Origin of the sequence: Kribbella sp. NPDC006257, from assembly GCF_040613535.1 — a bacterium.
Lineage (GTDB): Bacteria > Actinomycetota > Actinomycetes > Propionibacteriales > Kribbellaceae > Kribbella.
On the sequence record NZ_JBEXSJ010000003.1, the window covers coordinates 112469 to 138458 of the forward strand.

Annotated in this window: 24 protein-coding genes; 10 read left to right on the top strand and 14 right to left on the bottom strand. The window is 68.4% G+C overall.

Features of this window, described 5'->3' with window-relative positions; all coding sequences use genetic code 11:
- Window positions 1-2: 2 nt before the first annotated feature.
- From ABZ004_RS04830 to ABZ004_RS04840, 3 genes are all read right to left on the bottom strand, one after another.
- The gene (locus tag ABZ004_RS04830; protein WP_355678425.1) at window positions 3-1109 is read right to left on the bottom strand and encodes a DUF4185 domain-containing protein; all 1107 of its coding nucleotides are present in this window, start codon (window positions 1107-1109) and stop codon (window positions 3-5) included.
- 105 nt (window positions 1110-1214) lie between these two features.
- Window positions 1215-2036, bottom strand: a complete 822-nt coding sequence (locus ABZ004_RS04835; protein WP_355678426.1) for a sulfurtransferase — start codon at window positions 2034-2036, stop codon at window positions 1215-1217.
- Window positions 2033-2689 carry a thymidine kinase gene (locus tag ABZ004_RS04840; RefSeq protein ID WP_355678427.1) on the bottom strand — a complete coding sequence of 219 codons (657 nt, stop codon included), beginning with the start codon at window positions 2687-2689 and terminating at the stop codon, window positions 2033-2035. Before ABZ004_RS04840 ends, ABZ004_RS04835 begins: the two co-directional genes overlap by 4 nt.
- A gap of 245 nt (window positions 2690-2934) precedes the next feature.
- Between ABZ004_RS04840 and ABZ004_RS04845 the strand changes: the two genes are divergently transcribed.
- Together ABZ004_RS04845 and ABZ004_RS04850 are read left to right on the top strand one after the other, a co-directional pair.
- The gene (locus ABZ004_RS04845; RefSeq protein WP_355678428.1) at window positions 2935-3225 is read left to right on the top strand and encodes a hypothetical protein; all 291 of its coding nucleotides are present in this window, start codon (window positions 2935-2937) and stop codon (window positions 3223-3225) included.
- Between the two features lie 75 nt (window positions 3226-3300).
- Window positions 3301-4950, top strand: coding sequence for a S8 family serine peptidase (locus tag ABZ004_RS04850; protein ID WP_355678429.1), 1650 nt, complete (start codon window positions 3301-3303; stop codon window positions 4948-4950).
- Here the strand turns inward: ABZ004_RS04850 and ABZ004_RS04855 are convergent.
- The 5 genes from ABZ004_RS04855 to ABZ004_RS04875 form a co-directional block, all read right to left on the bottom strand.
- Window positions 4947-6059 carry a nucleotide pyrophosphatase/phosphodiesterase family protein gene (locus ABZ004_RS04855; protein WP_355678430.1) on the bottom strand — a complete coding sequence of 371 codons (1113 nt, stop codon included), beginning with the start codon at window positions 6057-6059 and terminating at the stop codon, window positions 4947-4949. The two genes, ABZ004_RS04850 and ABZ004_RS04855, sit on opposite strands and share 4 nt — an antisense overlap.
- A 4-nt stretch (window positions 6060-6063) precedes the next feature.
- Window positions 6064-6678, bottom strand: a complete 615-nt coding sequence (locus ABZ004_RS04860; RefSeq protein WP_355678431.1) for a DUF5998 family protein — start codon at window positions 6676-6678, stop codon at window positions 6064-6066.
- 73 nt (window positions 6679-6751) lie between these two features.
- On the bottom strand, window positions 6752-8662 hold the full coding sequence (locus tag ABZ004_RS04865; protein ID WP_355678432.1) for an FtsX-like permease family protein: 1911 nt from the start codon (window positions 8660-8662) through the stop codon (window positions 6752-6754).
- Entirely contained in the window at window positions 8659-9564 is a 906-nt protein-coding gene (locus tag ABZ004_RS04870; RefSeq protein ID WP_355678433.1) for an ATP-binding cassette domain-containing protein, read from the bottom strand. Before ABZ004_RS04870 ends, ABZ004_RS04865 begins: the two co-directional genes overlap by 4 nt.
- Window positions 9565-9672: 108 nt before the next feature.
- On the bottom strand, window positions 9673-10713 hold the full coding sequence (locus ABZ004_RS04875) for a P1 family peptidase (protein WP_355678434.1): 1041 nt from the start codon (window positions 10711-10713) through the stop codon (window positions 9673-9675).
- A gap of 57 nt (window positions 10714-10770) precedes the next feature.
- Between ABZ004_RS04875 and ABZ004_RS04880 the strand changes: the two genes are divergently transcribed.
- Complete coding sequence (locus tag ABZ004_RS04880; protein ID WP_355678435.1) at window positions 10771-11283, top strand: DUF2087 domain-containing protein; 513 nt, start codon at window positions 10771-10773, stop codon at window positions 11281-11283.
- A gap of 414 nt (window positions 11284-11697) precedes the next feature.
- On the opposite strand, the gene ABZ004_RS04885 is transcribed toward ABZ004_RS04880, so the two are convergent.
- Window positions 11698-14433, bottom strand: coding sequence for a GNAT family N-acetyltransferase (locus tag ABZ004_RS04885; RefSeq protein WP_355678436.1), 2736 nt, complete (start codon window positions 14431-14433; stop codon window positions 11698-11700).
- A gap of 44 nt (window positions 14434-14477) precedes the next feature.
- Here ABZ004_RS04885 and ABZ004_RS04890 point away from each other — a divergent pair, with 44 nt between their 5' ends.
- Window positions 14478-15626, top strand: a complete 1149-nt coding sequence (locus tag ABZ004_RS04890; RefSeq protein ID WP_355678437.1) for an SLC13 family permease — start codon at window positions 14478-14480, stop codon at window positions 15624-15626.
- 119 nt (window positions 15627-15745) lie between these two features.
- On the opposite strand, the gene ABZ004_RS04895 is transcribed toward ABZ004_RS04890, so the two are convergent.
- Window positions 15746-16525 (bottom strand): NAD(P)H-dependent oxidoreductase, encoded by a 780-nt coding sequence (locus ABZ004_RS04895; RefSeq protein ID WP_355678438.1) that lies wholly within the window; start codon window positions 16523-16525, stop codon window positions 15746-15748.
- Window positions 16526-16655: 130 nt separating this feature from the next.
- Here ABZ004_RS04895 and ABZ004_RS04900 point away from each other — a divergent pair, with 130 nt between their 5' ends.
- From ABZ004_RS04900 to ABZ004_RS04915, 4 genes are read left to right on the top strand one after another with little or no spacing between them, the layout of a single operon-like run.
- The gene (locus ABZ004_RS04900; RefSeq protein WP_355678439.1) at window positions 16656-17573 is read left to right on the top strand and encodes a helix-turn-helix transcriptional regulator; all 918 of its coding nucleotides are present in this window, start codon (window positions 16656-16658) and stop codon (window positions 17571-17573) included.
- Window positions 17527-19236: an AMP-binding protein gene (locus ABZ004_RS04905; RefSeq protein ID WP_355678440.1), complete on the top strand. Its 1710-nt coding sequence runs from the start codon at window positions 17527-17529 to the stop codon at window positions 19234-19236. Before ABZ004_RS04900 ends, ABZ004_RS04905 begins: the two co-directional genes overlap by 47 nt.
- Before the next feature lie 26 nt (window positions 19237-19262).
- On the top strand, window positions 19263-20033 hold the full coding sequence (locus ABZ004_RS04910) for an ABC transporter permease (protein WP_355678441.1): 771 nt from the start codon (window positions 19263-19265) through the stop codon (window positions 20031-20033).
- A 26-nt stretch (window positions 20034-20059) separates the two neighbouring features.
- Window positions 20060-20308 (top strand): DUF2630 family protein, encoded by a 249-nt coding sequence (locus ABZ004_RS04915; RefSeq protein ID WP_355678442.1) that lies wholly within the window; start codon window positions 20060-20062, stop codon window positions 20306-20308.
- Here ABZ004_RS04915 and ABZ004_RS04920 read toward each other — a convergent pair.
- Genes ABZ004_RS04920 through ABZ004_RS04935 form a run of 4 tightly spaced genes read right to left on the bottom strand, consistent with a single transcriptional unit; the run spans window position 20305 to window position 23075 of the window.
- Window positions 20305-20727 (bottom strand): TIGR03667 family PPOX class F420-dependent oxidoreductase, encoded by a 423-nt coding sequence (locus ABZ004_RS04920; RefSeq protein ID WP_355678443.1) that lies wholly within the window; start codon window positions 20725-20727, stop codon window positions 20305-20307. The two genes, ABZ004_RS04915 and ABZ004_RS04920, sit on opposite strands and share 4 nt — an antisense overlap.
- A 19-nt stretch (window positions 20728-20746) precedes the next feature.
- Window positions 20747-21151 carry a CoA-binding protein gene (locus ABZ004_RS04925; RefSeq protein ID WP_355678444.1) on the bottom strand — a complete coding sequence of 135 codons (405 nt, stop codon included), beginning with the start codon at window positions 21149-21151 and terminating at the stop codon, window positions 20747-20749.
- Between the two features lie 26 nt (window positions 21152-21177).
- Complete coding sequence (locus ABZ004_RS04930) at window positions 21178-21831, bottom strand: response regulator transcription factor (RefSeq protein WP_355678445.1); 654 nt, start codon at window positions 21829-21831, stop codon at window positions 21178-21180.
- The gene (locus ABZ004_RS04935; RefSeq protein WP_355678446.1) at window positions 21813-23075 is read right to left on the bottom strand and encodes a sensor domain-containing protein; all 1263 of its coding nucleotides are present in this window, start codon (window positions 23073-23075) and stop codon (window positions 21813-21815) included. Before ABZ004_RS04935 ends, ABZ004_RS04930 begins: the two co-directional genes overlap by 19 nt.
- 109 nt (window positions 23076-23184) lie before the next feature.
- Between ABZ004_RS04935 and ABZ004_RS04940 the strand changes: the two genes are divergently transcribed.
- Both ABZ004_RS04940 and ABZ004_RS04945 read left to right on the top strand, forming a co-directional pair.
- Window positions 23185-23952, top strand: a complete 768-nt coding sequence (locus ABZ004_RS04940; RefSeq protein ID WP_355678447.1) for an ABC transporter ATP-binding protein — start codon at window positions 23185-23187, stop codon at window positions 23950-23952.
- Complete coding sequence (locus ABZ004_RS04945; protein ID WP_355678448.1) at window positions 23952-25937, top strand: ABC transporter permease; 1986 nt, start codon at window positions 23952-23954, stop codon at window positions 25935-25937. The genes ABZ004_RS04940 and ABZ004_RS04945 overlap by 1 nt, the downstream gene beginning before the upstream one ends.
- Window positions 25938-25990 lie beyond the last annotated feature (53 nt).

Consider the following 25990-nt stretch of genomic DNA (forward strand, 5'->3'; position numbering starts at 1 on the left):
GGTTATCCGAAGCCGCGGACGCGGAACTGCATGACTCGGTAGGGCCAGCCGGCGTCGGTGTTCCATTGGCTGACGGACAGGTGCATGTCGCTCAGCGTGGAGCCCGGGATGATGTAGCCGCCGTACAACTGGGCGACGTGGTTGTCGTTCTCCTGACCCCAGGCGCCGCCGTAGATCAAGGTCTGCCGGTACGCCGTGTAGAGGTTCGACGCCGGCGTGTCCATGATCATGCCGTCGATCCGGTAGTCGCCGGCGTTGAACCAGGTCAGCACCCATTTCCCGCCGAGCGGCCGCAGACTCATCTCGCCGAAGCTCCCGTTCAGGATCGGCGTCGCGGGGTTGCCCCAGTTCCAGGCGCCGTCGCGGTAACCCCAGGGCTCGTACGCCGCCGGGTTGGCGATCTGATCGCTACGGACTCGCTTGAGGATGATCGGCTTGTCGCGCTGGAAGCCGGTCGAGTAGACGTACACATACCCGTCGTTCCCGAGCCCCCAGGTGAGCAACTGGAAGAGCCCGCCGTCGATGTCGCTCGGGAACTTCGCGCCGGTGTGATACCAGTTCGCACCGGAGTTGTCGGACCGCCAGATCTCGGTCCACACAACGTTGCCGAGTCCCTTGTTCACCATCGCATGCAGGTACATCGACCCGCCGACGGTGATCACGTCCGAAGGCAGCACGGTGGAGAAGGTCGGGTTGTCGTGCGGGTAGTCCCACAGTTGTTGCGCCGCGGCGCCACCGACGGCGCCGGACCAGGTCACTCCGGACGCGAGATTGGTGGTGTTCGACCACAGCGCAACCGGCGAGCGCCACCAACCGCCGCCGACGTACGGATCCTCGAAGGTGTCGCCGAACATGAACAGCAACCGCCCGTCCGGCGTCCGCGCCGGAATCCCGAGATCGGTCGCCTGCATCCGGAACTGATTGGTCAACCCAGGCCCAGTCAGGTCCTTGACCTTGTTGGTGACCACAGCCTGTACGCCGCGGCCGGCGGTTGCAGCCTGTACTCCGCGCGGCGCCGCGTTCGCGACCGTCGGTGCCGCGAGCAAGGCGCCTGCCCCGACCGCAGCTTTAAGAAAGGTGGATCGCTTGATCGTCGGCTCAGTCGCCATGATGACTCCTCGGGGGCGCGGGAAATCGATTACTCACGACAGTTCCGCAGCCGCCAGGCGAAGTCAAGGACTAGGTCCAGCCCTTCGACCAGCGTCGAAAAGCCCTCAGGTCCGACCGGTTGCGATCGGCCGGGACGGATCAGTGATCCACTCCGACCAGGAGCCGACATAGACCGGCGCCTCGATGCCGGCGATCTCCAACGCCAGCGCCTCGTGCGCGGCGGTCACCCCGGACCCGCAGTACACGCCGACCTCGCCCGACCCATCGACACCCAGCCCAGCAAAGCGTTTCCGCAGCTCGTCAGCAGCGAGGAAGTGCCCGTCGCCGGTGACGTTCCCGGTCGTCGGTGCGTTCACGGCGCCTGGGATATGCCCGGCAACCTTGTCCATCGGCTCCACTTCACCGGCGAACCGTTCTGGCGCCCGTGCATCGAGCAGCACGCCGGTCTCGGCCAACGCAGCGGCACCAGCGGCATCAAGCGACGGCACCTGACCTTCCGACGCGACGAAGTCCCCGGCTTCGTCAGCGGGCACCGTCGTACTGACCTCTCCCCCGGCCGCACGCCAGGCCGCGAAGCCTCCGTCGAGGACGCGGACGTCGCGTACCCCGAAGTACCGGAAGATCCACCAGGCGCGGGCGGCGGCCATCGAGTTCGCGGCGTCGTAGACGACGACGGGCGTCTCGGTGCCGACTCCCGCGCGCCGCAGAGCACCTTCCACAACTGTTGCTGAGGGCAACGGGTGTCGGCCGCCGTCGCCGGGTGGGCCGGCGAGCTCGGTGTCGAGGTCGACGAAGTGCGCACCGGCGATGTGGCCGGCGTCGTACGCGTCGCGTCCGGGCGGGCCCATCAGGTTCCAGGTCACGTCGATGACGACCGGGCGTTCAGTGGCCGAGCGCAACGACTCGGCGGAGATCAGCGGGTTCATACGGCACCTCCGAAAGGCAGGACCTCGGGTGACAGCGTGGCACGCGCGCGGGCGGCAGTCAGCTTGCGGCGATGGTGACGACGGCACAGTACTTCGTACGCCGTCTCCACCACGTTGCTCGGGTCTTCAATGTCGCCCACAACGAGCTGTTCGCCTTCCGTCACCATCTCGCCGGCAACGGTCCGGGCGTTGTGAGTCGCCCGCTCGCCGCACCAGCAGAGCGCCTCGACCTGCAGCAGCTCCATCCGGTCGGCCAATTCGACCAGCCGCGCCGAACCCGGGAACAGCATCGCCCGGAAATCGGTCAAAATCCCGAAACAGAACACGTCGATCTGCAGCTCGTCCACAAGCCGGGCCAGCTGCTCCACCTGCTCGGGCAGATAGAACTGCGCCTCATCACAGATCACGTAGTCGATCCGCCCACCATGGGTCAGCTCGCCCACGACGTACTGCCAGAAATCAAAATCCGGCCGCACCTCGATCGCGCTCACCTCGAGCCCGAGCCGCGACGAGAGGGTCGACTCCCCCGCCCGGTCGTTACTGGTGAAGATCCGCCCCAGCCGCCCCCGCGCCTTGTGGTTGTGATCCATCTGCAGCGCCAACGTCGACTTGCCACAGTCCATCGTCCCGGTGAAATACAGCAGATCAGCCACGAACCCCCATCCTGCCAAACCCCCACCCCCACCACCGACTCCGGGGTGTCTCAGGGCACCGCCACTGACGGGATACTCGCCCACTGACGCGGTTATTTCGCAACACCGGGCGAACAACCCGTCAGCCAACGACCACGGCGCTCGGTGAAGGTTCGAGGTTTCTTGAAAGCTTTGCTGGGGTGGGGGTGCGGGGCGTTGGATCGGAGTTGTTCAGTCCCTCGGAGGAAGGCAGGAGCTTGAAGAAGATGCTGCAGCGTTCCGCGCTGGCTGTTGCCGTCACGACAGTCGGCCTTTCTTTGTCCGTGCTCCCGGCGGCGGCCGGCAACGACAGTCCCAACGCGCCGCGTGCCAACCCGGAGCGCAACACGTTCTGCGCGAACACCGGCTGGTGGTTCGTCGGGTTCCAGATGACCGGGACCAGCAACGACGGCCGGTACGGCACCTGGCGGATCAACGCGATCGTCGACGACCCGCACCAGACCCGCTTCGACGCCAGCTTCACCGGCGGTGGATCGGTCAGCTGGTACTGCGTCTGACGCCGAAGCCGCCCCGCACAGCAATTCGGTGCGGGGCGGCTTGGGTTCTTGGGGGTTTGCGGGGTCTACTTGGGCGTGCGCAAAGGGTTGATTCTTGTTGTGGCCTGCTGGCTTGCCTTGATGGGCGCCGCGGTGCCGTCGGTTGCCGCGCCGGTGCGGGTCGAGGCGGGCTTGCGGTCGTACTTCGTGATCACCGCTCCCCGGCAGACCGCGAAGGTGGTCAGCGGAGTGACCGCCAACCAGGGCACCGTCTACGCGGCGTACGACGAGATCGGCGTGCTCGTCGTGCATTCGGCGAACGCGGACTTCGCCGGCCGGATGCGCACCGTCACCGGCGTACAGAAGGTCGGCGCCACCCGTACGACGGATCTCCCGGCCGATGCCGCGAATCCGCGGCTCCCGGCAGCTCCGGTGGAGCAGCAGGACGATGAGCCCGAGATCCCGCGCGCCGACATGACCCAGATCGGCGCCGACAAGGCCTGGGCGGTGAACCCTGGCTCGAAGAGCATCACGGTCGGCGTACTCGACACCGGCGTCGACGACCAGCATCCCGATCTGAAGGCGAACTTCGACGCGAGCAAGTCGGCATCCTGCGCCTACGGCAAGGTCGACGCCCGCCCCGGCGCCTGGCGACCGGTCGCCGAGCACGGCACCCATGTCGCGGGCACGATCGCCGCGGCCAAGGACGGCAAGGGCATGGTCGGTGTCGCGCCGGGAGTGAAGGTGTCCTCGATCCGGGTCGCCGAGCCCGACGGCCAAACCTTGTTCTTCCCCGAGAACACCGTCTGCGCCTTCGTCTTCGCCGGCCAGAAGGGCGTCTCGGTCACCAACAACAGCTATTACGTCGACCCGTGGCTGTTCAACTGCCCGTCGGATCCCGACCAGGCCGCGATCGCCGAAGCAGTCAAGCGTTCGGTCGCGTACGCCGAGTCGAAGGGCGTCGTCAACGTCGCCGCGGCCGGCAACGACGACTACAACCTCGCCCAGAAATCCAGCGACGACTCCAGCCCGGACGACTCGACCCCGGCACTCAGAACCGTCACCAACGACTGCATCAGCCTCCCGACCGAGGTCCCCGGCGTGATCGTCGTGGCAGCGGTCGATCCCGAGAACGTGAAGGCCAGCTTCTCGAACTACGGCACGGACAAGATCGCCGTCGCCGCCCCCGGCACCAGCGTCTACTCGACCGTCCCGGGCGGTGGTTACAAAAACCTCGACGGTACGTCGATGGCCTCGCCGCACGTCGCCGGTGTCGTCGCGCTGATCCGCAGTGCCAACCCGAAACTCACCCCCGCGCAGGTCAGGAGCAAGCTGGCCGTCGAGGCCAACGACATCCCCTGCCCAGCCTCCAGCGCCGGCGAATGCACAGGATCCGACGCGAAGAACTCGTACTACGGTGAGGGGCTGGCCGACGCCGCCGAAGCAGTCGGTGCGGAGACCACCCAGACCCCAACGAGCGGTGTGACCATCACGCCGCCCGGTGAACAACTAGGAGTCGGCGGCACGCCGGCGGTCCCGCTGCTCCTCAAGGGCATGAGCAGCAAGGGTGAGATCAGCTACAAGGCGACTGGTCTCCCACCAGGTCTGAGCATCGACACCGAACGTGGCTGGATCACCGGCGTACTCACCCCAGGTGCCGGACGCTACAAAGTCACCGTGACGGCACGCGACGCCGAAGCGAGGACGGCCCAGGCCACCTTCTTCTGGAACGTCTGGAGTTTCTAGCGGCCTTCGTCGACGAGGAGTGGGATCAGCATCTCGTCCTCGGTCAGCGAACCGTGCAGGCCGATCAGTCCGGCCTCGTTCGGATAGCGCCGGCTGGCGACCAGCGCAACCGGACCCAGCGACGCGACCACGACATCACCGATCCGCGGCGCGACCCGGTCCTCCACCACACCGAACCAGCCACGAGCGACAGCCTCCTCGCGACTCAGCACCAACGCGTCTTCGCCGAGCCGTGCGCGGTACGTCGCCTGTACGTCGGCGGCCGCGCCATCCACGCAGTACAGGTGCCGGAAGCGCGATTCCCCGCCGATGAGTTGCAGGCCGTCCGTCAACGCCGGTTCGAGGTCCAGGTCGACGCGGTTCGGCGGGGCGACGTCGACCATGCCGTGGTCGGCGACAACCAGCAGAACCGCGTCACGCGGCAGCGCCGAGCGGACCTGAGACGCGAAGGTATCGGCCGCAGCCAGCTCCTTGCGCCATTGCCAGGAGGAGCTGCCCTGTCCATGACCGGTGTAGTCGAGTTGCGAGTCGTACACGTAGACCAGCGACGACTTCCCTTCACGGCTGGCGAACCTGGTCGCGTCCAGCCGGTCCTCGACGGTATCGGCTCCGCGATGGGCACTCCCCCGGAACGCTGCCGCGGTGAGACCGGAGTTGTCGAAGCGCGCCTTGCTCACGTTGCGGGTGGCAACACCTGCGGCCGCTACACGTTCGAAGACGGTCTGATGCGGCTGCCAGCGGCGTGGGTCGACCGGTGCGTCCCACTGCAGTGCATTCAGCAGCGCACCTGTCTCCGGCACGATCGAGGTGTAGCCGACGATGCCGTGCGCGCCCGGTGGGAGTCCTGTGCCGAAGCTGGTCAGGCTGACGCCAGTAGTGGACGGCACTCCAGCAGTGAGACTGCGGGCCGCGAGAGATGACAGGTAGGGAGCGACATCGGCGTTGCGCTCCAGCAGGTTCCAGCCGAGGCCGTCGAGTAGCAGTACGGCGTACCGGGGTGCAGGTGGTAGTCCCAGCTGGTTCTGCTCGCCTGGAACCGACAATGCGCCGGCCACCGAGGGCAGCACGTCCGCCAGCGACCCACCGCCGTACGCAGGGAGAACCGTCACGGTCCTACCTGCTGGTCGCGAACGACAGGGCCGCCGCGAAGTCGAGCACCTGCTGGATCCCGGCCGGCCCGTCGGCAGCAGCGCTGATCCGCAGCGAGATGTCGTCGGCCGCGACCGAACCCGTGTAGCCGTGGTCGGCCTCGCAGTTGGGGTCGGCGCAGACGGCCGGCTCCAGGTCGATCCGGTTCACCATGCCCCAGCCGATCGTCAGCACCACCTCGCCACCGGCCGCGGCCGGGTCCGACCGGACCGACGCGTAGCCGGCCGGGTTCGGCACGACGCGGTTGACGACGACCGCGTTCACCCGGTTGAGCGGGATCGCCTCGGTCGAGGTGGACGCGTACGGCGCGCGGATCAGGTCGTCGGCGGCGTGCTCGTCGGTGTGCCCGACGATCAGCCGGGTCGGCGTCAGCGCCAGGATGGTGATGTGCCGCCGCACCTCGTCGCGGTCGAACGTCGGCTCGTGCTGCAGCACGTACGCCCGGATCGGTTCACCGGCGATCGCCACCGCGAGGGAGTCCGCCACGACATCTGGGTAGTAGCCGCACCGGTCGATCGCGTCGCGTAGTTCACGCGAGGCGTCCGAGAGCTCCGGGACCGGCGCATTCAGGTCACGCATGCCCTCATCCTTGCACGGCACGAGCCCGGTCCCGGACCGCCCTGTGGACGAACCGGGGCCGGGCCGCGCGTTTTCAGCCGACGCTGGCCTTCCGTAGTACGGGAGCGCCGGCGGCGCCGGCCACCGCGACCAGGACCAGTCCGACTACCACCTGACCGAACAGCAGCAGCACTCCTGAGCTGCCCTCGGTGAGGATGTGACCACCGCTGAACACCAGTCCGCAGAAGGCCCCGAACCCGACGACCGGCAACCCGACCCCGATCACCGGTACGACGGCCGCCAGGCGAGCCGATCGCTCGATCACCTTCAGAGGTACGCCGGAGCGCCGCAACGCCTTCGCTGGAGCCGCCTGGTCGAGCGCAGTGCCGACCGCCCCGGCCGCGGTGGAGGCCGCGCCGGTGATGAAGACCAGGCCGAGCAGCAGCGCGACCCCGAGACGTATGTCGAGCAACATGCCGGCTTCGTGCTTGTCCTTCTCCGCGTCGGTCAGCGGTACGACGTCCGGGACCACGTTGTAGAGAGCCGTGCGGATCTTCTCTCGATCGGCGGTGCCTGGAACGACGATGGTGATTTCCTGGTTCTGGGTCGTCACCTCGCCCTTGATCCCGGCTGCGGCGAGTTTGTCCTGCGCGGCCTTGACCACGGCAACGGTCTGGCCCTGGTCCGGGGAGATGTGGATCGCGGTCTGCGCTCCGTCACCGTTCATTCCATAGGGCATGAACAGTGCGAGGAAACCGGTGACGAACCCGCTCAGCACCAGCGCGGCGACCGGGCGGAACGCGCCCTTCGGGTCGTCGGCGAGCCGGCGGCCGGCGAGCAGCACGACCGGTCCCCTCGCCGTACGGGCCAGGAACTTGCCGATCAGCTGAACCGCGAACGGCCCGACGATTCGTACGGCCAGCGCGGCGAACCCGACACCGATCACGATCGGCAAGAGCGCACCACCGGTGCCGACGATGCCCAGCATCACCGGGCCGACGACCAGCAACCCCAGTCTCAGCGCGCTGGTCGCCTTGCGCGTCTGCCCACGCATGACGCCGAGCGGCGTGATGCTGACGCGTCCGAGCCCGATCAGGGCGCTGAGCACCGAGAGCGCCGGCACGGCGACGAGTACGACGAGGACGACCCACCAGCTGACGGTCAGATCGTGCAGGTACCAGTGACCGCCGCCGATCGGGATGCGGGCGATCAGCGGGCTGATCACGGTGTAACCGATCAGGCCGGCAACTGCGCCGGCCAGACCGATCACGGCCTGCTCGACGGCGCTCAACCGAAGCACCTGACTCCTGGTCGCGCCCGCCAGGCGGAGAGCTGCGAGTCTGCGCTCGCGGCGCTTTGCCGCTACGCCGGCGGCTTGGCCGACGAGGCTGAGTAGCGGGAAGAGGACGAGCGCGACGCCGAACGCCACCAGGGCGAGTAGGACCGCGATCCGGTCGGGCATGGCGGTGCCGTGCCAGGTCGACAGGTAGTTCGGGTCGTACTTGGCGCTGAGGCCGGCCATGTCCGGGGTGGCGCCGCGGATGATGACGAGCTCGTCGGGTGAGGAGAGGCCGGCGGAGGAGATCACGCCGGTCGGTTTGGGGACGCCGAAGCGTTTGGACAGGTCGTCGGCCCAGAGTTTGGCGACGGCCGGTGAGACGAAGACCTCGCCTGGCTTCGGGGCGTGGGGCAGTCCTGGCGGTGGCGGGAGCTGGGCGTTGCGCTGATCGTTGGTGACGGCGAGGTCGTACCGCAGTACCGGCTTGCCGTCCACCATGTCCTTCACCTCGTGGACGACGCCGACGGCCGTCTTCTGGTCGGCGTCGTTGGTGGTGCGCCAGCCGATCCGGTCCGCCCGGTGGGTCAGGCCGAGGGTGCCGGCGATCAGGAACGTGACCAGCATCGCGACCACGGCGGTCGCGCCCAGTGCCGCGAGGTTGGCCGCGCGGCCGCCGGGACCCGGGCGGCGGACGAACCGCAGGCCGAGATCGGTCATCGGATTCATCGGTCGCTCACCCGGCCGTCGACGATCCGGACCACGCGGTGGCAGCGGGCCGCAACGGCGTCGTCATGGGTGACCACCACGACCGCCGCGCCGCGATGGGTGGCCGCGCCGACGAGCAGGTCGATCACCTGGGCACCGGTCGTCGCGTCGAGGGCGCCGGTCGGCTCGTCGGCGAAGACGGCCTGCGGTTCACCGACGAGCGCCCGGGCGATCGCGACGCGTTGCGCCTGGCCACCGGAGAGTTCACCCGGACGGCGGCCGACCTCGTTCGCCAGGCCGACCTGAGCCAGTACGGCGCGCGCCCGGCCGATCGCCTCGCGCCGGGAGACGCCGTCGACCATCAACGGCAGGGCGACGTTCTCGTCGGCGGGGAGCTCCGCAAGCAGCTGGTTGTCCTGGAAGACGAAGCCGAGCCGGCGACGCCGCAGTACGGTCCGGGCCGCGTCGTTGAGCTGGTCGACCCGCTCACCACCGAGCCAGACCTCACCCTGATCCGGACTGAGAATGCCGGCCAGGACGTGCAGCAGGGTGGTCTTGCCGTTACCGCTCGGCCCCATCACCGCAAGCGCCTCACCCGCGCGAACCGCAACGTCCACACCGGCGAGACCTACAACCTCCCCGTAATACTTCACCAGCCCGCGCCCAGCCAGCACCGTGCCGTCATTCGCGAACTGCTGGACCGGCTGCTGGAACTGCCCGACGGGCTGTTGGAACTGCTGGGATGGCTGCACGAACTGGCGGGTCGGCTGCTGCCCGAACTGCTGGCCTGGCTGCTGGAACCGCTGGTCGGGCCGGCCGGGTTGAGGAGTTGGCTGCTCCAACTGCGGGACCGGCTGGTGGAGTTGCTGGGCTGGCTGGTCGCCGGGCTGTTGATGCGTGGGGTGGGGACTCGGGTAGCTCATACCCGAAGGCTTTCGTGAATGGCGCTTGCGGGCGTCGGACCGCGGACCGGTCTTCGGACCGTCTTTCAGTCGCCTTCCGGACGACGCACGTAGTACTGGAGTCGTACGTCAGGCCTCGAAAGCGGACGGATACGCGTCCCGATAGCTGAGCATCCAGCCGGCCGGGGTGTCGACGGATTCAGCGGAAAGCACGCCATGCACGATCGCCCGCGAAAGCGCCTGAGCCCCCGCAGCAAAGATCGTCTCCAACTGAACAAAGGCAGTCGGATCAGTAACCGACAGCCGCGACACCACGGACGGGGCAGCCGTGGAGACGGCGAAGATTGAGTCTCCGTCGACGAGGGTGTGGATCGGGTCGATCGCGCGGGCGAGGCCGTCGTGGGCGACCATTGCCATCCGTTTGGTCGCCGCCTTGTCGAGCGGGGCGTCGGTGGCGATCACGGCGATCACCGTGTTCATGCCGGGCAACGGTCCACCCAGGCCTTCCGGAGCCGGTTCGGTGGGCGTCCGAAGCTGCCCGAATTCGTTGTCGAGAGCGAAGCGTTCGCCGTACAGGCGTCCTTGGGCGTCGACCGTGGAGCCGACCGCGTTGACGATCACCAGCGCGCCGACCGTCGTGCCGTCGTCGAGCCGGATGCTCGCCGTCCCGGTGCCGCCCTTGATGCGGCCGGTCCGCGCGCCGGCGCCCGCGCCATAGTTGCCTTGGGCAATCGGTCCGTCGGTCGCCGCCTCGATCGCCCGGCGGCCCCAGTCGGCGGTCGGCCTGGCCTGGAAACCGCCGCCGCGGCCGAGGTCGAAGAGGACGGCAGTGGGGACGATCGGCACGACATCGCGTTCGCCCGCCCCGACGCGGATACCTTGGCCTTGTTCCTCCAGCCACGCCATCACTCCGCCGGCCGTGTCGAGGCCGTACGCGCTGCCGCCGGTGAGCACGATCGCGTTCACGCCGGGGTTGGAGTTCACCGGGTCGAGCAGGTCGGTCTCCCGGGTGCCCGGCGCTCCACCGCGGACATCCACGCCGGCGACGGCGGTGTTGGGGAAGTGAAGCACCGTCGTACCGGTCAGGTACGGGGCGTCGGTGCGTTCCACCTGTCCGACTCGTACGCCGGGGACGTCGGTGATCGCGTTGTGAGGACCAGGTTTCGGCATGGGTCCTGTTCTAGCACCCGCCGAAAATCGGTTGTCGGCAAGATTAGTTTGGAAGGCATGAATGCTGAGCTGCTCTGTGGATTGCTGGCCGAACCGTCGCGGCTGCGGACGTACTCCGCGGTCGTCCTCGGCGCTCGCGGACCGGAGGAGATCGCCGGTGCGACAGGGTTGCCGGCGCCGGTGATCCTGAAGGCGGTGCAGCGGCTGAGCAAGAACGGGCTGATCAGCTCCACGGCCGAAGGGTTGCGCGCCGACGAGGCTGCCTTCAAGGACGCCGTACGGGAGAGCCAGCGCGAATGGGTCCCGCTGGACGCCGATCCCGAGCGAGACGCCGTACTGCGAGCATTCATCCGCGACGGACGGCTCACACATCTGCCGACGGTCTTCACCAAGACCCAGATCGTGCTCGAGTACCTGGTGCAGACCTTCGAGCCCGACCGCACGTACTCCGAGCCAGAAGTCAACGCCCTCCTCAACACCTTCCACCCCGACCACGCAACCCTCCGCCGCCTACTAGTCGACGCCCACCTCCTCAACCGCTCCAACAGCCGCTACACCCGAACCACCTGACCTTCACCCACCGCCCTCCCCGCCCCGACCAACTCAGCCCACTCCTCACCCCGATCATTCAACGCACTCCTCACCCCGATCGACTCACTGCCGGGCGACGAAGAGGCGGCTCACCTCCTCCTCCGGTGCATAGCCCCCTCCTATAGCAGGAGGCAAACCACCCGACGAGGAGCGAACCCCCACAAGACAGCCCTGCCGCCGACCTCTCACACAGGTCTGACCATCACCCAGAACCCCAGACATGGGTGGTTCGGACAAGAAACTGTGGGCGTGTCCATGGCACTGCTGGTGTGGACATGGCACACCTTGTTCACACCCGCAGCTTCTTGTCCGGACCGCCAGTTTCTTGTCCGGACCCCCGGCTCCCGACCCGCGGACCCGTGTTGGGTGGGGAGGCGTTGGGTGGGGTGGGGGTTAGGTGAGGCGTCTGGCGGGGGTGTCTTGTCTTGGTTTTTCGTTGGGGGCTATGCGGATGGAGGTGTCGAGGACAGTGGCCGAGTCGATGGAGACCAGGACCGAGCGGAGGTCCAGGCGGACGACCTCTTCGAGTTCGAGGGTGAGGCGGGCTACTCGGTGGAGGAGGTTCTCGATGGCGGCGATGTCGACCGGGTCGGAGCCTCGGTAGCCGTAGAGGAGGGGTGCGGCGCGGACCTCGCGGACCATTTCGGCGGCGTCCGCGGTGGTGAGCGGCGGCATCCGGTAGGAGCGGTCGCCGAGCAGGTCGGTCGCGACCCCGGACAACCCGAACGACACCACCGGCCCGAACGACACGTCTTCCTGGGCCGAGATCACCACCGGTACGCCGGGCGGCGCCATCTTCTGTACGACGAACTGCGCGCGCCCAGGATCGGAGGCGACCCCGAAGGTGCTCGTCATCTCCGCCCACGCCTGGCGCATGTCGTCCTCGTCGTGAATGTGCCGCCAGATGTCGGCGAGATCCGGGCGCATCCGCCACTGATCCGCCGTCGCCTTCAAGATCACCTCGAAGCCGAGCTCCGCGGCCCGGGCAACCGCCTCGTCCGCCGACAGCACCGGGAACGCCGGCAACACACTGATGTCGTAGAAGCTCAGCAACCGCTGCCGATCGTCGTCGCCCAGCTCGGCCCCCTTCGGATGCCGCTGCAGGAACTCGGTGACGAAAGCCTCCGCCGCAGCCGTGTCGACTCCCGGCAGATCAGGGATCCTGCTGTCAGCCCGCCGCCGCCACTCGGCGTACTGGGTGACCTTCGCCAGCGCACCCACGGCGTACTGCGGTGACGAGTACGACGGGATCGACCCCCGCGCGGCACCACCGAACTCATCAGGCACCCGCAACTGCTCCGGCACGCTGCGAGACGCGAGGAACGTAGAAACCACCGGCTTGTCCGATCCTGCAGCCGCGGCCGCGAGGACCTGGGCAACCTCGGCGCCGTTCGACTGCACCGGTGGGGTGAAGATGACGACCACCGAATGCACCCGCTCGTCGGCGAACACCTCACCCAGCGCCGCACCGAAGTCGGCGGCGGTCGCCTCGGCGTTGAGCGTGCGCGGCTCCCCCGCGACATCCAGTCCGGTGCTCGCTACCGTGTCGAGAGCGAGCAGTGTCAGCGCATCCGAGTTGCTCACGATCGCAACACGACGCCCCTTCGGCAGCGGCTGGTGCGCCATCAGCTGAGCGACGTCGAACAGCTCGCCGTTGGTGTCCACGCCGATCAGCCCGCTCTGCCGGAACAGCGAGTCGACGGTTGCCGGTGGCAACTGACTCCGCCGGACCGTGTGCCCGAGCGGAACGCCCTGGGTCGCCCGACCGGATTTCAGCGCGATCACCGGCTTCCGCCCAGCCAGTCGCCGCGCGACGCGGCTGAACTTGCGCGGGTTGCCGAGCGACTCCAGGTAGAGCAGAACGACCTCGGTCGCCTCGTCGGAGTACCAGTACTGCATCAGGTCGTTGCCGGAAACATCCGCCCGGTTCCCTGCGGAGACGAAGCTCGACAGCCCCAGTCCGCGACCGACCATGTCCGCCAGGATCGAGACGCCGAGCGCACCGGACTGGCAGAAGAACGCGACCCTCCCCCGGCTCGGCATCACCGGCGACAGCGTGGCGTTGAGACTGACCCCGGGTGCGGTATTGATCACGCCCAGCGCATTCGGCCCGATCACCCGCATCCCGTACGACCGCGCCAACCCCACCAGCTGCCGCTGCCGCTTCCGCCCCTCGTCGCCGATCTCCGCAAACCCGCTCGACACCACGACCAGCCCGCGCACCCCCTTCGCCGCGCAGTCCAGCACCACATCGGCCGCCATCTCGGCCCGCACGGCGACCACGGCGAGGTCGACCTTGTCGTTCACGTCCCGGATCGTCCGGTACGCCGGTACGCCGTCGATCTCGTCCTCCGAGCTCTCCGCGTTCACCGCGTAGAGCTGCCCCGGGAACCCGCTGTCGCGAACATTCCGCAGCAACGCGTTGCCGATAGTCCCCTCCCGCCGGCTCGCTCCGATCACCGCGACGCTCGTCGGCGTCAGCAACCGGGCGATCGAGAGCGCTTCGGACCGTTGCTCGCGGGCCTGCATCACCCCGAAGGACGTGTCGGTCGGCGCGATGTCGAACTCGACCACGATCACGCCGTCCTCGAACTCCCGCGCGACCTTGTACCCGGCCTCGGTGAAGACGGTGATCATCTTGCGGTTGTCCGGCAGCACCTCGGCGACGAACCGGGCGATGCCGTGCTCGCGGGCCGCCTGGGCCAGGTGTTCGAGCAACAGTTGCCCCAGGCCACGGCCCTGGTGGGCGTCCTCGATCAGGAACGCGACCTCGGCAGTGCGCCGGCCGGTGCGCTCGTAGCGGCCGACCCCGATCATCGCGTCACCGACGGTCACAATCAGCGCGAGCCGGTCCCGGTAGTCCACCTGGGTGAACCTGGCAACATCTCGATCGGACAGCTGCGGGTACGGCGCGAAGAATCGGTAGTACTTCGACTGCTCCGAGACGCGCGCGTAGAAGGACACCAGCAATTCGGCGTCCTCAGGCGTGATCGGTCGCAGATGAGCGGTAGCTCCGTCCCGCAGTACCACGTCCGCCTCGTACTCCGCCGGATAACCGGGCGGGAGGTCGACGGGACGGCTCGGGCCATACTGGGCCGGTCGCTGCGGCTGCTGCTCCGGCGTCGTCACTCGGCCAGCGTACTCAAGCTCGTCTCCCGGAGGTCGGCAATTCCATGTGGTGGTTGAGTGCGCTCGGCGGCATTGTTGCGCTGGCCACCGGTTTGCTGGGCCCCTCCGATGCATTCGATGTGATCGAGCGGATCGCGCCCGTACTCGTCTTCCTGGTCGCGGTGACCGTGATCGCCGGGCTCGCCGACGCCGCCAAGGTGTTCGAGGTCGCCGCCCGCGAGGCAGCCCACCTCGGCCGCGGGCAGACCTGGCGCCTCTGGCTGCTCGTGGTGACGCTCGCCACCGCCTTGACCATCGTCCTCTCGCTCGACACCTGCGCGGTCCTGTTGACCCCGGTCGTCCTGGCGATGGCACGCCAGCTCGACATCCCGCCCAAGCTCTTCGCCTTCACCACGGTCTGGCTGGCCGGCACGGCCTCACTGCTCCTCCCGGTGTCGAATCTCACCAATCTGCTCGCCCTGCATCGCTTCGACCAGCTCGGTCTCGGCCTCGGCGACTACCTCGGCCTCAGCTGGCGACCCGCGATCGCGGCGATCCTCATCACGGTTCTGGTCCTGGCCCTGCTCTTCCACCGCGACCTGCGCCGCACGTACGTCGTACCGGAGACTCCCGCGCTCGACGACAAGGTGCTGTTCTGGGGGTCGGCAGGGGTCTGCCTTGCGCTCGGTCCCGCCTTCGTCACCGGCATCCAGGTCGCGATCCCCGCGAGCATCGGCGCGGTCGCGCTGGTCGTCCTGTTCGCCGTGCGCAGACGCACCGAGCTCAACTGGTCCCTGATCCCGTGGCGACTGGTCATTACGGTCGTCGGGCTCTTCCTCGTCGTCGGCGCGCTCACCGCGCACGGGCTCGAGGACCTACTCGGGTCCATCGCGGGCACTCACGGCCAGGGTCTGCTGGCACATCTGCGGCTGACCGGCACAGCGGCCGCCGGAGCGAACGCGGTCGACAACCTTCCGGCGTACCTGGCGATGGAGCCGGTGGCCGCGGCGAACGGCAGCCGGATGATGCTGTTGCTGATCGGGGTGAACTGCGGCTGCCTGCTCACCCTCTGGGGCTCGCTGGCCACCCTCCTGTGGCGGGACCGCTGCGTCGCCGCCGGCGTGCACATCTCCTGGTGGTCCTTCCTCTGGCGCGGCCTGGTGCTGACCCCGGTCGTCGTGATCGGCACAGTGCTGGCCCTCGGCCTCGCCTGACGGGGAAGGCGAGGCCGAGGCGGCCCGCCGGCGGCGAGGCCAGCGGACCCACGGAATGGACCAGGGATCGAACATGCGTTCGACTGTAGTCGGATCATCACTCGATGTCCACTACGCGATCAAGCCCGCACATGCAGCCCGAAACCCTTGCCACCAAGCGTTTCCAGCCCCTCCTTCAACCGCAGCGACGGAATCTCGTAGTCACCGAAGTTCTGCCGCCGGAAAGCGATCGGCTCCGTCGTCTCCAGCGCCAGCAGCCGCTCGGTCCAAGCCTTCGCCGCGTCCTCGTAGTCACCAGCAGAGATCTTGTCGGCGCCGAAAAGAACGAACGGCGGCAGCACCGACAGGCCCGGGTAGTACAGGATCCCGTGCTGGATCGGGTACAGCAGATCGTCGATCGGCCCGTTGATCCCACGATCGGAGTAGTGCGACTCCGGTCCCCCGACGGTGACCGACAGGATCGCTCGCCGGCCCAGCAGGGTCCCCTCACCGAAGCGTTCGCCGTACCGGGTCTCGTCGTGCACCCCGACGCCGTACGCGAAATGGAAGGCGAAGACCCGGTCCACCCAGCCTTTGAGGATGGCCGGCATCGTGTACCACCACAGCGGGAACTGGAAGATCACGGTGTCCGCCCACAGCAGCTTCTCCTGCTCGGCCCGTACGTCGGGCGTCAGCGTCCCCGCGTCGAACGCGGCGCCCGAACTCGGCACCACCCGCAGCGGAGCGGTGGCGTTCGCTCCGAAATCGTCCGCGTCGACCGAAGCCTTCCACTTCATCGCGTAGAGGTCGCTCACCTGCACCTCATGCCCGGCGGCTGACAGCGTGGACACGGCGAGATCCTTCAGCGAACCGTTCAGTGAGCGAGGTTCGGGGTGGGCATAGACGATGAGCGCCTTCATGGCGGTTCCCTTTCGATAGGAGCTGTTCGCCATCGATGCTCGACCGCAAGGCCGGCGTTGTTCAGGGGCGCGTCTTCCTGGTATCGGCAGGGCCACCTTCACCTTCCGCAGCGCAGCCATACTTGAGCGCATGGACGATCTCGCGAGCTTCCTGCGCACGCGGCGCGCAAGGATCCACCCTTCGAGCGTCGGCATCCCCACCGACAGCCGCCGCCGGGTCGAGGGCCTGCGCCGCGAAGAGGTCGCGCACCTGTCCGGCGTCAGCGTCGACTACTACGTCCGCCTTGAACAGGGCCGCGCCACCCAGCCGTCCGAGCAGATCCTCGATGCGCTCGCCCGCGTCCTCGACCTCGACGAGACCGAGCGTGAGCACCTCTACCGCCTCGCCCGGCAGCGCCGGCGCCGCGCCAAAGCACCTTCCGGTCGCCTGCGACCGGAACTGCTGCGCGTCCTCGACCTGGTCGCCGAGGCACCCGCCCTGATCATGAACCACCGGCTCGACATCCTCGCCGGCAACCGCCTCGCCAAACTCCTGTACGGCCGCGACCTCCCGGGCCTGAACACCGCCCGGCACATCTTCCTGGAGGAGACCGAGCGCGGCCTGTACGCCGATTGGGAGACCTGCACGCTCGACGTGGTCGGGCATCTTCGCCTCGCGGCCGGGAAGTACCCCGACGATCCCGGCCTCGCCTCCCTGATCGGCGAACTGGCCATCGGCAGCAAGCGCTTCCGCCAACTCTGGGCCAGAGCGGACGTCCGTGCCCGCACCCACGGACGCAAGGCCTACCGGCACCCGCTGGTCGGACTGCTCGAACTGCACCAGGAGAACTTCGCGCTCCCGGGCGAAGCAGGGATGGAGCTCCTGGTCCTCTCCGCGGCTCCTGACACCCCCACCGAGGACGGTCTCCGGCTGCTCGGCACCCTGACCGATACCGGTTCGGAGCACCCGGAACGCGCGAGGGCGATTGCCTCCGGCGTACTACTGGGTAATAGTGCGGATCATGAGCGAGGAACAGAGCACCTCGGAGACCACCCGGACCTTTCGTGACGCGCGCGACTTCCTGATCGCCCATCGCGAGGACTACGACACCGCGTACCGCGACTTCAGCTGGCCCGCCTTCGACCGGTTCAACTGGGCGCGCGACTGGTTCGATGCGCTCGCCGTGGAGCAGCCCGAGGTGGCGGCGCTGACCATCGTCGAGGAGGACGGCGAGGTCAACTCGCTGACCTATGCGGAGATGGCCGAGCGCTCCCGCCAGGTGGCCGGCTGGCTCACCCAGGCCGGTCTCCAGCCCGGCGATCGCGTGCTGATCGTGCTCGGCAACACCGTTGCCCTCTGGGAAGTCATGCTCGGCTGCATCAGGGCAGGCGCGGTGATGATCCCCGCGACCACCCTGCTCACCGATGCCGACCTGACGGACCGGATCACGCGCGGCGGCGTACGGGCTGTTGTCACGTCCAGCGCGGACACCCCTCGTTATGAAGGTATCGCCGATCACTGCCTCCGCGTCGCCGTCGGCGGCGCTGTGGACAACTGGCTCGACTACGAAGACACGCGCAGCTACGACGGACCTGTCCCTGCACCGGACACGAGCGCCGACGACTCACTCCTGCTCTACTTCACTTCCGGTACGACGAGTCAGCCGAAGCTGGTCGAGCACACCCAGGTGAGCTACCCGGTCGGCCATCTCTCCACCATGTACTGGATCGGCCTGCAGCCCGGCGACGTCCACCTCAACGTCTCCTCGCCAGGCTGGGCCAAGCACTCCTGGAGCAACGTCTTCGCGCCCTGGAACGCCGGTGCGACCGTCTTCCTCTACAACTACACGCGCTTCGACGCCGAGAAGATGCTCCGGGTCCTGCAGACCTACGGCGTCACGACGTTCTGCGCGCCGCCGACGGTCTGGCGGATGCTGATCCAGGCCGACCTGTCCGCCGTCGAGGTCAAGATCCGCGAGTGCATCTCGGCCGGCGAACCGCTCAACCCGGAGGTGATCGAGCAGGTCCGCAACGCCTGGGACATCACCATCCGCGACGGCTACGGCCAGACCGAGACCACCGCCCAGATCGGCAACCCGCCGGGCCAGCCGGTGAAGCTCGGCTCGATGGGCCGCCCGCTGCCCGGCTACTCGATCGCGCTGGTCGACCCGACCACGGACGAGGTCGGCGACGACGGCGAGATCTGCATCGAGCTGGCTCCCCCGCCGGTCCCGCTGATGCGCGGCTACCGCGACGCCAAGGAGATGACCGACGAGGCGATGCGTGGCGGCTTCTACCACACCGGTGACGTCGCGAGCCGCGACGAGGACGGCTACATCACGTACGTCGGGCGGTCGGACGACGTGTTCAAGGCCAGCGACTACCGGATCTCCCCGTTCGAACTGGAGTCCGTGCTGATCGAGCATCCGGCCGTCGCCGAGGCCGCGGTCGTCCCGTCACCGGATCCGGTCAGGTTGTCGGTGCCGAAGGCGTACGTCGTACTGGCCGCTGGGCGGGAACCGTCGCGGGAGCTGGCTCAGGAGATCCTGCAGTTCTGCCGCGACCACCTGGCGCCGTACAAGCGGATCCGGCGGATCGAGTTCGCCGAACTGCCGAAGACGATCTCCGGCAAGATCCGCCGGGTCGAGCTGCGTGCGGACGAGGCGGCCAAGGTCGACAGCGGCGAGCAGACGGAACATGCGTACGACGAAGCGGACTTCCGCGAAGGCTGACAACGTGAGCGTGCTCCAATAGCCCAATGTCTCACGACACCGGGCTCGGAATCGCTGCCGTCATCGTCCTGCCGCTGCTCGTCGCGATCGCTGTCCTCGGGTCGCGGCTGGCGTCGCTGCGGCACGACAAGGGCATCGTCACCGCGGCTCTGCGCGCGCTCCTGCAGCTGGCCGTGGTCGGGGCGCTGGTCGGTTTCGCGCTGCAGTCCATCTGGGGGACGCTCGGCTTCATCCTCGTGATGATGACCGTGGCAACCATCACCAGCGCACGCCGCATCCGCCATGTCGCGGTCGTGCCCGGTCAATACGCGTACTGCGCGGCCGCGATCGCCGGTGGCGCCACCGTCGTCCTGCTTCTCCTCGTGCTTCCCGGCGTGGTACCGCGCAACCCCGGCAGCATCCTGCCGATGGGCGGCATCATCGTCGGGGGCGCGATGAACGCCACCACGCTCGCCGGGCGACGCCTGCTGTCGGAGTACGGCGGTCGGTTCGGCGAGTTCGAGGCGGGCCTGTCGATCGGGCTGATGCAGCCGGACGCGTTCAAGCTGGTCGCCGGACCGGTCGCCGGCGATGCGCTGCTTCCCTCGCTCGATCAGACCCGGACCGTCGGGCTCGTGACGCTGCCCGGAGCGTTCGTCGGCATGGTGCTCGGCGGGGCTTCACCGACAGCGGCGGCCGCGTTGCAACTCGTAGTACTGATCGGGCTTCTCGCGGCGGGCTCGATCGCTATCTTGACCACAACGGAACTCCTGGCACGCTCGAAATTGCCCGACGGGCAGAGCTTTATGAAAGGCTAATCGCCGAGGGAGCGTACGGTTTCCTCATGACCGACGACAAAAGCCTCTTCAGCCGGATCGACGAACTCGTTGCCGAGGAGCACGAACTCCGGACCAAGCACGCCGCCGGCACGGTCACCGATGCCGACGAGAAGGCCCGCCTGAGCAAGCTCGAGGTCGAGCTGGACCAGTGCTGGGACCTGCTCCGCCAGCGCCGCGCCAAGCGCGAGTTCGGCGACGACCCCGAGTCCGCCCAGCCCCGCTCGGCCGACGTCGTCGAGGGCTACCTCAACTAGAAGCCGCGGAGTTTGTCCGGCGAGATCCGGATCAGCACCGAATAGCTCGCGTGGAACTCGTCCGCGGTCATCCCGAGACCGCGGATGGGATCGGCGTACTTCGTGTTGTAGGCGGCCAGTTCCTCCTCGGTGAGACCCTTCTCGTCGATCACCGCGTCGCCGGTCAGTACGCCGACGTCGCCACCGGAGTGGGTCGCGTTGAAGTTCACCGAGACGCGCGGCCGGGCGGCGATGTTGCGGAGCTTCGCCTTGCCGGGCTGGCTCGAGACCAGCAACTCGCCGTCGCTCCAGAGGAACCACACCGGCGTCGGCTCCGGCGTACCGGACTTCGCGATCGTCGTCAGCCAGACCACTATTTCGTCGTCGAGCTGCCGCGCGATCCGCGCGCCGAAAGCGGTCGTGGTGTCGATCGAGATCATCAGCGGCCTTCCGTCGGGATCAGGACGGACCCAACCGGCTCCACTCGATCGCCGGGCAGTGGTTCATCACCATCGTGAGACCTGCCGCCGTCGTCCGGGTGTAGGCGTCCGGATCCACTACACCCAGCTGGAACCAGACCGCCCGCGCATTGATTCCCACCGCCTGGTCCGCGATCGCTCCGGCCAGCTCCGACCGGACGAAAACATCCACGCAGTCGACCTCGAACGGGATGTCGGCCAGCGACGCGTACCCCTGCTCACCGTGCACGGTCCCGGCCGACGGATGCACCGGCACGATCCGTTTCCCGTGCGCCTGCAGGAACCGCGCCACGCCGTACGCCGCCCGGCTGGTGTTGTTCGACAGCCCGACCACAGCCCACGTGTCGCAGTCGGCCAGCACCTTGCGAATGTCACTCTCGTCCATGCCGCCATGCTCCCTCGAAGCCAAAATCAGCCCCGCAGATAGGTGAGCACCGCCGACACCCGGCGATCGCGACCGTCGTCCAGACGGAGTTTGGCGAAAATGTTGCCGACGTGTTTGCGAACCGCCGCCTCACTCACCACCAACTGCGAGGCGATCGACGAGTTCACCCTGCCCTCGGCCATCAACGCGAGCACCTCCAGCTCGCGCGGCGTCAACGCTGCCAGCGGCCCGTCGTCGCGGCGCCGGGCGAGCAACTGCCGAACCACCTCGGGATCGACCACCGTCCCTCCCTCGGCGACCCGGTCCAGCGACGCCAGGAACTCGGTCACATGCCCGACCCGGTCCTTCAGCAGATACCCGATCCCGCCCGTCGTCGACTCCAGCAACGACGACAGGTACGCATCGGCGACGTACTGCGACAGCACCAGGATCCCGATCTCGGGCAGCTCGGCCCGGATCGCGGCAGCCGCCCGCAACCCCTCGTCGCTGTGCCCGGGCGGCATCCGTACGTCGGTGATCACGACGTCGGGGGGAGCCTTGCGGACCACGGCCAGCAGCGTGTCCGCGTCCCCCACCGCATCCCGTACTTCATGGCCCGCGCGATCCAGGATGCTTGCCAGTCCTTCGCGCAACAACAGGGAATCCTCAGCCAGGACGATGCTCAGCCGTCGAGCCGGCACGGGCTCTCCATCCGCAGTCGGGTAGGCCCACCAGGTGGGCTGGTCAGGTCGAGTGTGCCTCCTAACGCGTCCAACCTGGTCACCAGCCCGGTGAGTCCGGTCCCGCCCGCCGGGTCCGCGCCACCGATCCCGTTGTCGGTGATGCTGACCACCAGCTGGTCGCCCTCGACCCAGCCCTCCACCTCGCACCGGGTCGCCTGCGCGTGTTTCGCGACGTTGCCGAGCGCCTCGCTGACGACGAAGTACGCCGCCGCCTCGATCGGGGTCGGCAGCCGCGGTACCGACATCCGCACCGTGACCGGCAGCGGACTGCGATCGGCGACCTCCCGGACGGCGGCCTCCAGCCCGTGGTCGATCAAGACCCGCGGATGGATGCCGCGGACGGCCTCGCGCAGGTCCGCCAAAGCGGCCTCGGCCTCACCGTGCGCCTTCACCACCAGCCGTCGCCCCTCCCCCTCGGGCAGATCCAGCTCGGCCAGGCCGAGCGTCATCGTCAGACCGACAAGCCGCTGCTGTACGCCGTCATGCAGGTGCCGCTCGATCCGCGCCCGCTCGGTCTCGAACGCGTCGACCAGGTCCAGCCTCGACCGGCGCAGTTCGGCCAGGTTGCGGCGGAGTTCGTCCTCGCGCGGTCCGAGCATCGCCTTGGCGAGTTCTGCCTCTCCTGCCGCGAGCCAGCCCAGCAGGTAGGAGCTGATGGTGAAGAAGACCGGTCCGAACAGCACCAGGAACAACACGCCCTGCCAGAACGTGGTGAGGACCCAAGGTCCCATCTGCAGGTTTTCCTCGGCGGCGATGAACGGCGCGAACAGGGTGATGACCAGGATCGCCACGCTCACGCCCGCCAACAGCAGGTTGAGTGGCCAGAGGAAGACGCCGAACAGGAACCCGTAGCCGAGGGCCCGCACCGACGCCTGTTCGCGGCGGCGGAACCGCAACTTCTCCCGGACCGGCATCGGCGCCGGCAGCTGGGCGTGCGGGCTGGGAATCCCGGCAGGCATCATCAACTGCGCCCGGAAGCGCTCCATCACGCCGATCAGCGCTCCGAGCAGCGGGAACGCCGTGAGCAGCAGGACACCGATCAGGATCGGGCTCAGGACCGCGCTCACAGCGGCAGCGCCGATCAGTACGGCGATCGCCGTGCCGCCTGCGGGAACGGAGCTCAGCAGGTACGCGTAGGTCCGCCACGGCCAGGCCGAGATGAGGTATCGCCTCGAAGTCAGCGCTGCCCATGCGGTGTTCATTGGCCCAACCCTAGGGCCGGCACACGGTCCAGCGCGGTAGCGTGCGCGCTACTCCAGAACTCCTCCGTAGGCCAGGGTGAAACCAGCTCCTGGACGGTTCGCTGGAACCATGACCAGCACCGCGCCGACGCGCCCAACCGTCGTACCGGGTGAACCGCCCGCACTGTTGCTCGACGGGATCACCAAGACCTACCGCTCTAAGGCCGGAGCGGTCGAAGCCCTGCGAGGCGTGACCTACCACTTCCGGCAAGGCTCCTTCACTGCCGTGATGGGTCCGTCCGGCTCAGGCAAGTCCACCTTGCTGCAGTGCGCAGCTGGACTGGACCAGCCGACGAGCGGCAGCGTGCTGCTAGGCGGGATCGGGCTGCAGGGACTCGGTGAGGTCGACCTGACCAAGCTCCGCCGCGAGCGGATGGGCTTCGTGTTCCAGGCGTACAACCTGTTGCCGTCACTCACCGTCTACGACAACGTCGCGCTGCCCCTTCGGCTGACCGGTCGCCGGCCGCGGCGGCAAGACATCCAGCGGGTTCTCGACCAGGTCGGGTTGTCCGACAAGGCGAAGCGCAGGCCCGCCGAGCTGTCCGGCGGTCAGCAGCAGCGGGTGGCAATCGCACGTGCGCTGATCACCCAGCCGGCGGCCTTCTTCGCCGACGAACCGACCGGAGCGCTGGACAGCAAGACCAGCCGGCAGATCCTGGGGTTGTTGCGGGAGGCAACCGATCGCGCAGGCCAGACAGTCGTCATGGTCACCCATGACCCGGTCGCCGCGGCGTACGCGAACCGCGTGCTGTTCCTGTCCGACGGCCTGGTCGCGGGCTCGCTCGACCACGGCAGCCCGGCGCAGATCGCCGCCGCGATGAGCGACCTGGAGCGCTGATGTTCTTCCTCAGCCGGCAGACCGTACGCCGTCACCTCCCCCTGTACGCCGGCTCGTTCGTCGCCCTCGCCGTCGGGGTGTTCCTGCTCGGCCTCGCCGCCACCGCGACCGCAGCGACCATCGCGTACCACGGGCCTGCGGCCGACAGCGTGCTCGTGAACCTTCCCGGTGTGGACGGCTCCGGGCCACACCAGGAGCGGGTCTTGTTGTCCGGAGCGGATGCCTCGGGTCTGCAGATTGTGCTGTCGCTGGTCGGCGTGATCAGCGGATTCATCACGGTCTTCGTGATCGCCAGCACCTTCGCCTTCGCGGTCGCCTCGCGCCGCCGCGAGGTCGGTTTGCTCCGGCTGATCGGAGCGACACCGCGGCAGGTTCGCCGGATGGTGCTCGGCGAGGCCCTCGTGGTCGCTCTCGCCGCCTCGCTCACGGGAGCGCTTCTCGCCCAGTTGTTCACGCCCCTCGTGCTGGCGAAGGCGTCGTACACGGAGCTCGCACCGGTGAAGCTCGAAGCCGCGAGCCCCTGGCTGCCGCTCGCGATCACGGTCGCGGTCGGTCTTGTCGTCGCCTTGCTGGGAGCCCGATCCGCCGCCCGGCGAGCTGGCCGGGTCGGCCCGGTCGATGCCTTGCGGGAGGCGGCGCTGGAACCGCCGCGGATCGGCGTGATCCGGGTGCTCTTCGGCCTGCTGTTCCTGGCCGGCGGCATCGTGATGCTGGCGCTGATCCAGCCCGGCACCGGCGAAGGCGTCGTACCGCTGGCCATGTCCACACCGATGGTTCTCGTCGTCGCGCTGACCTTGCTGGGGCCGCTGGTGGTGCCCTGGATCGGCCGGCTGTGGGCCATCCCGCTGGTCCGTTGGACGCAGGTGTCGGGGCGGCTGGCCAGGAGCAACGTGGTCGCGGCGCCGCGACGGAGCGCCTCGCTGGCCGCGCCGATCCTGGCGATCTCGGCGATCGCCGGCGCGATGGTGCTCAGCCTGAGCTTCGCCGCCGACGCCGAGAGCGCCACCGTGCGCGACACGCTCACCGCACCGATCGTGATCACCACCGCAGATAACTCGGGAGATCTGCGAGAGCGCATTCTCGCGACCCCGGGCGTTGCCGCGGCGGACGGCGGGCTCGGCGTCAAGATCATTCGGGCCGACGGCGACGCCGCCGAGCTGGAGGACGGTGAGGGCATCGATCCCGCAGTCGCAGCCCGGACCCGGGCGTTGCGCCCGATCAGCGGTGACCTGGCGAACCTCACTGGCAATTCCGTTGCTGTTGGCAAGGAGATGGCCGGGCTCTCGCACTACAAGGTCGGCAGTCAGATCCCGGTCGTGTTCGGCGATCGCACGAAGGGCACGCTCCGGGTCGTCGCCGTACTCCCGGATGCCTCCGGCGTGAACGGCTCGCTGTTGGTCCCGGCGGAGCTCGCGAAGCAGCACGCACCGAATGCTGTGCCGGAGCATTGGTTCATCCAGCCCGCCGAAGGGGTCGACCCGGCTCAGCTCATCGGCACGCTCGACCGGCAACTGGCGGGTACCGGAGCGCACGTCGTACGGGCTGAAGAGTGGGAAGGACAGCAGGCGGAGGGGCTGCGGAAGGCGAATCAGCTGGGACTGGTCATGCTGCTCGGGCCGGCCGCGATCTACAGTGCGATCGCGATCGCCAACACGCTGCTGATGGGCAGCCTGCAGCGGCGGCACGAGTTCGTCACCTCGCGGCTGCTCGGCGCGACGCCTGCCCAGATCCGGCGGATGGTCCTGTGGGAGTCGTCGCTGGTGGGTGCGACCGCTCTCACGCTCGGCGCCGTCACCACCGTGACGGTCGGTATCTTGCTCCGCCATGCCATGACGGAGGGCCTGCAGGACGTCCCGATCACGATTCCCTGGGCGCCACTGCTCGGAATCGCCGCCCTCTGCCTCGCGCTGGCCGTCGGCGCCGCCTCCGCACCCACCGCCTACATCCTCCGACGGACCAGCCCCGCCGACGCGGTCGGCGACTAGTGTGGCTGGTGGGACTGGAGGGGCGCCGGCGCGGGTGAATCCGGGTGACTGGC

Coding starts and splice junctions, on each gene's coding strand:
- ABZ004_RS04830 (WP_355678425.1), bottom strand. CDS start 1,109: ATGGCGACTGAGCCGACGATCAAGCGATCCACCTTTCTTAAAGCTGCG.
- ABZ004_RS04835 (WP_355678426.1), bottom strand. CDS start 2,036: ATGAACCCGCTGATCTCCGCCGAGTCGTTGCGCTCGGCCACTGAACGC.
- ABZ004_RS04845 (WP_355678428.1), top strand. CDS start 2,935: ATGCTGCAGCGTTCCGCGCTGGCTGTTGCCGTCACGACAGTCGGCCTT.
- ABZ004_RS04860 (WP_355678431.1), bottom strand. CDS start 6,678: ATGCGTGACCTGAATGCGCCGGTCCCGGAGCTCTCGGACGCCTCGCGT.
- ABZ004_RS04865 (WP_355678432.1), bottom strand. CDS start 8,662: ATGAATCCGATGACCGATCTCGGCCTGCGGTTCGTCCGCCGCCCGGGT.
- ABZ004_RS04870 (WP_355678433.1), bottom strand. CDS start 9,564: ATGAGCTACCCGAGTCCCCACCCCACGCATCAACAGCCCGGCGACCAG.
- ABZ004_RS04875 (WP_355678434.1), bottom strand. CDS start 10,713: ATGCCGAAACCTGGTCCTCACAACGCGATCACCGACGTCCCCGGCGTA.
- ABZ004_RS04880 (WP_355678435.1), top strand. CDS start 10,771: ATGAATGCTGAGCTGCTCTGTGGATTGCTGGCCGAACCGTCGCGGCTG.
- ABZ004_RS04890 (WP_355678437.1), top strand. CDS start 14,478: ATGTGGTGGTTGAGTGCGCTCGGCGGCATTGTTGCGCTGGCCACCGGT.
- ABZ004_RS04895 (WP_355678438.1), bottom strand. CDS start 16,525: ATGAAGGCGCTCATCGTCTATGCCCACCCCGAACCTCGCTCACTGAAC.
- ABZ004_RS04900 (WP_355678439.1), top strand. CDS start 16,656: ATGGACGATCTCGCGAGCTTCCTGCGCACGCGGCGCGCAAGGATCCAC.
- ABZ004_RS04905 (WP_355678440.1), top strand. CDS start 17,527: ATGAGCGAGGAACAGAGCACCTCGGAGACCACCCGGACCTTTCGTGAC.
- ABZ004_RS04910 (WP_355678441.1), top strand. CDS start 19,263: ATGTCTCACGACACCGGGCTCGGAATCGCTGCCGTCATCGTCCTGCCG.
- ABZ004_RS04915 (WP_355678442.1), top strand. CDS start 20,060: ATGACCGACGACAAAAGCCTCTTCAGCCGGATCGACGAACTCGTTGCC.
- ABZ004_RS04920 (WP_355678443.1), bottom strand. CDS start 20,727: ATGATCTCGATCGACACCACGACCGCTTTCGGCGCGCGGATCGCGCGG.
- ABZ004_RS04925 (WP_355678444.1), bottom strand. CDS start 21,151: ATGGACGAGAGTGACATTCGCAAGGTGCTGGCCGACTGCGACACGTGG.
- ABZ004_RS04935 (WP_355678446.1), bottom strand. CDS start 23,075: ATGAACACCGCATGGGCAGCGCTGACTTCGAGGCGATACCTCATCTCG.
- ABZ004_RS04940 (WP_355678447.1), top strand. CDS start 23,185: ATGACCAGCACCGCGCCGACGCGCCCAACCGTCGTACCGGGTGAACCG.
- ABZ004_RS04945 (WP_355678448.1), top strand. CDS start 23,952: ATGTTCTTCCTCAGCCGGCAGACCGTACGCCGTCACCTCCCCCTGTAC.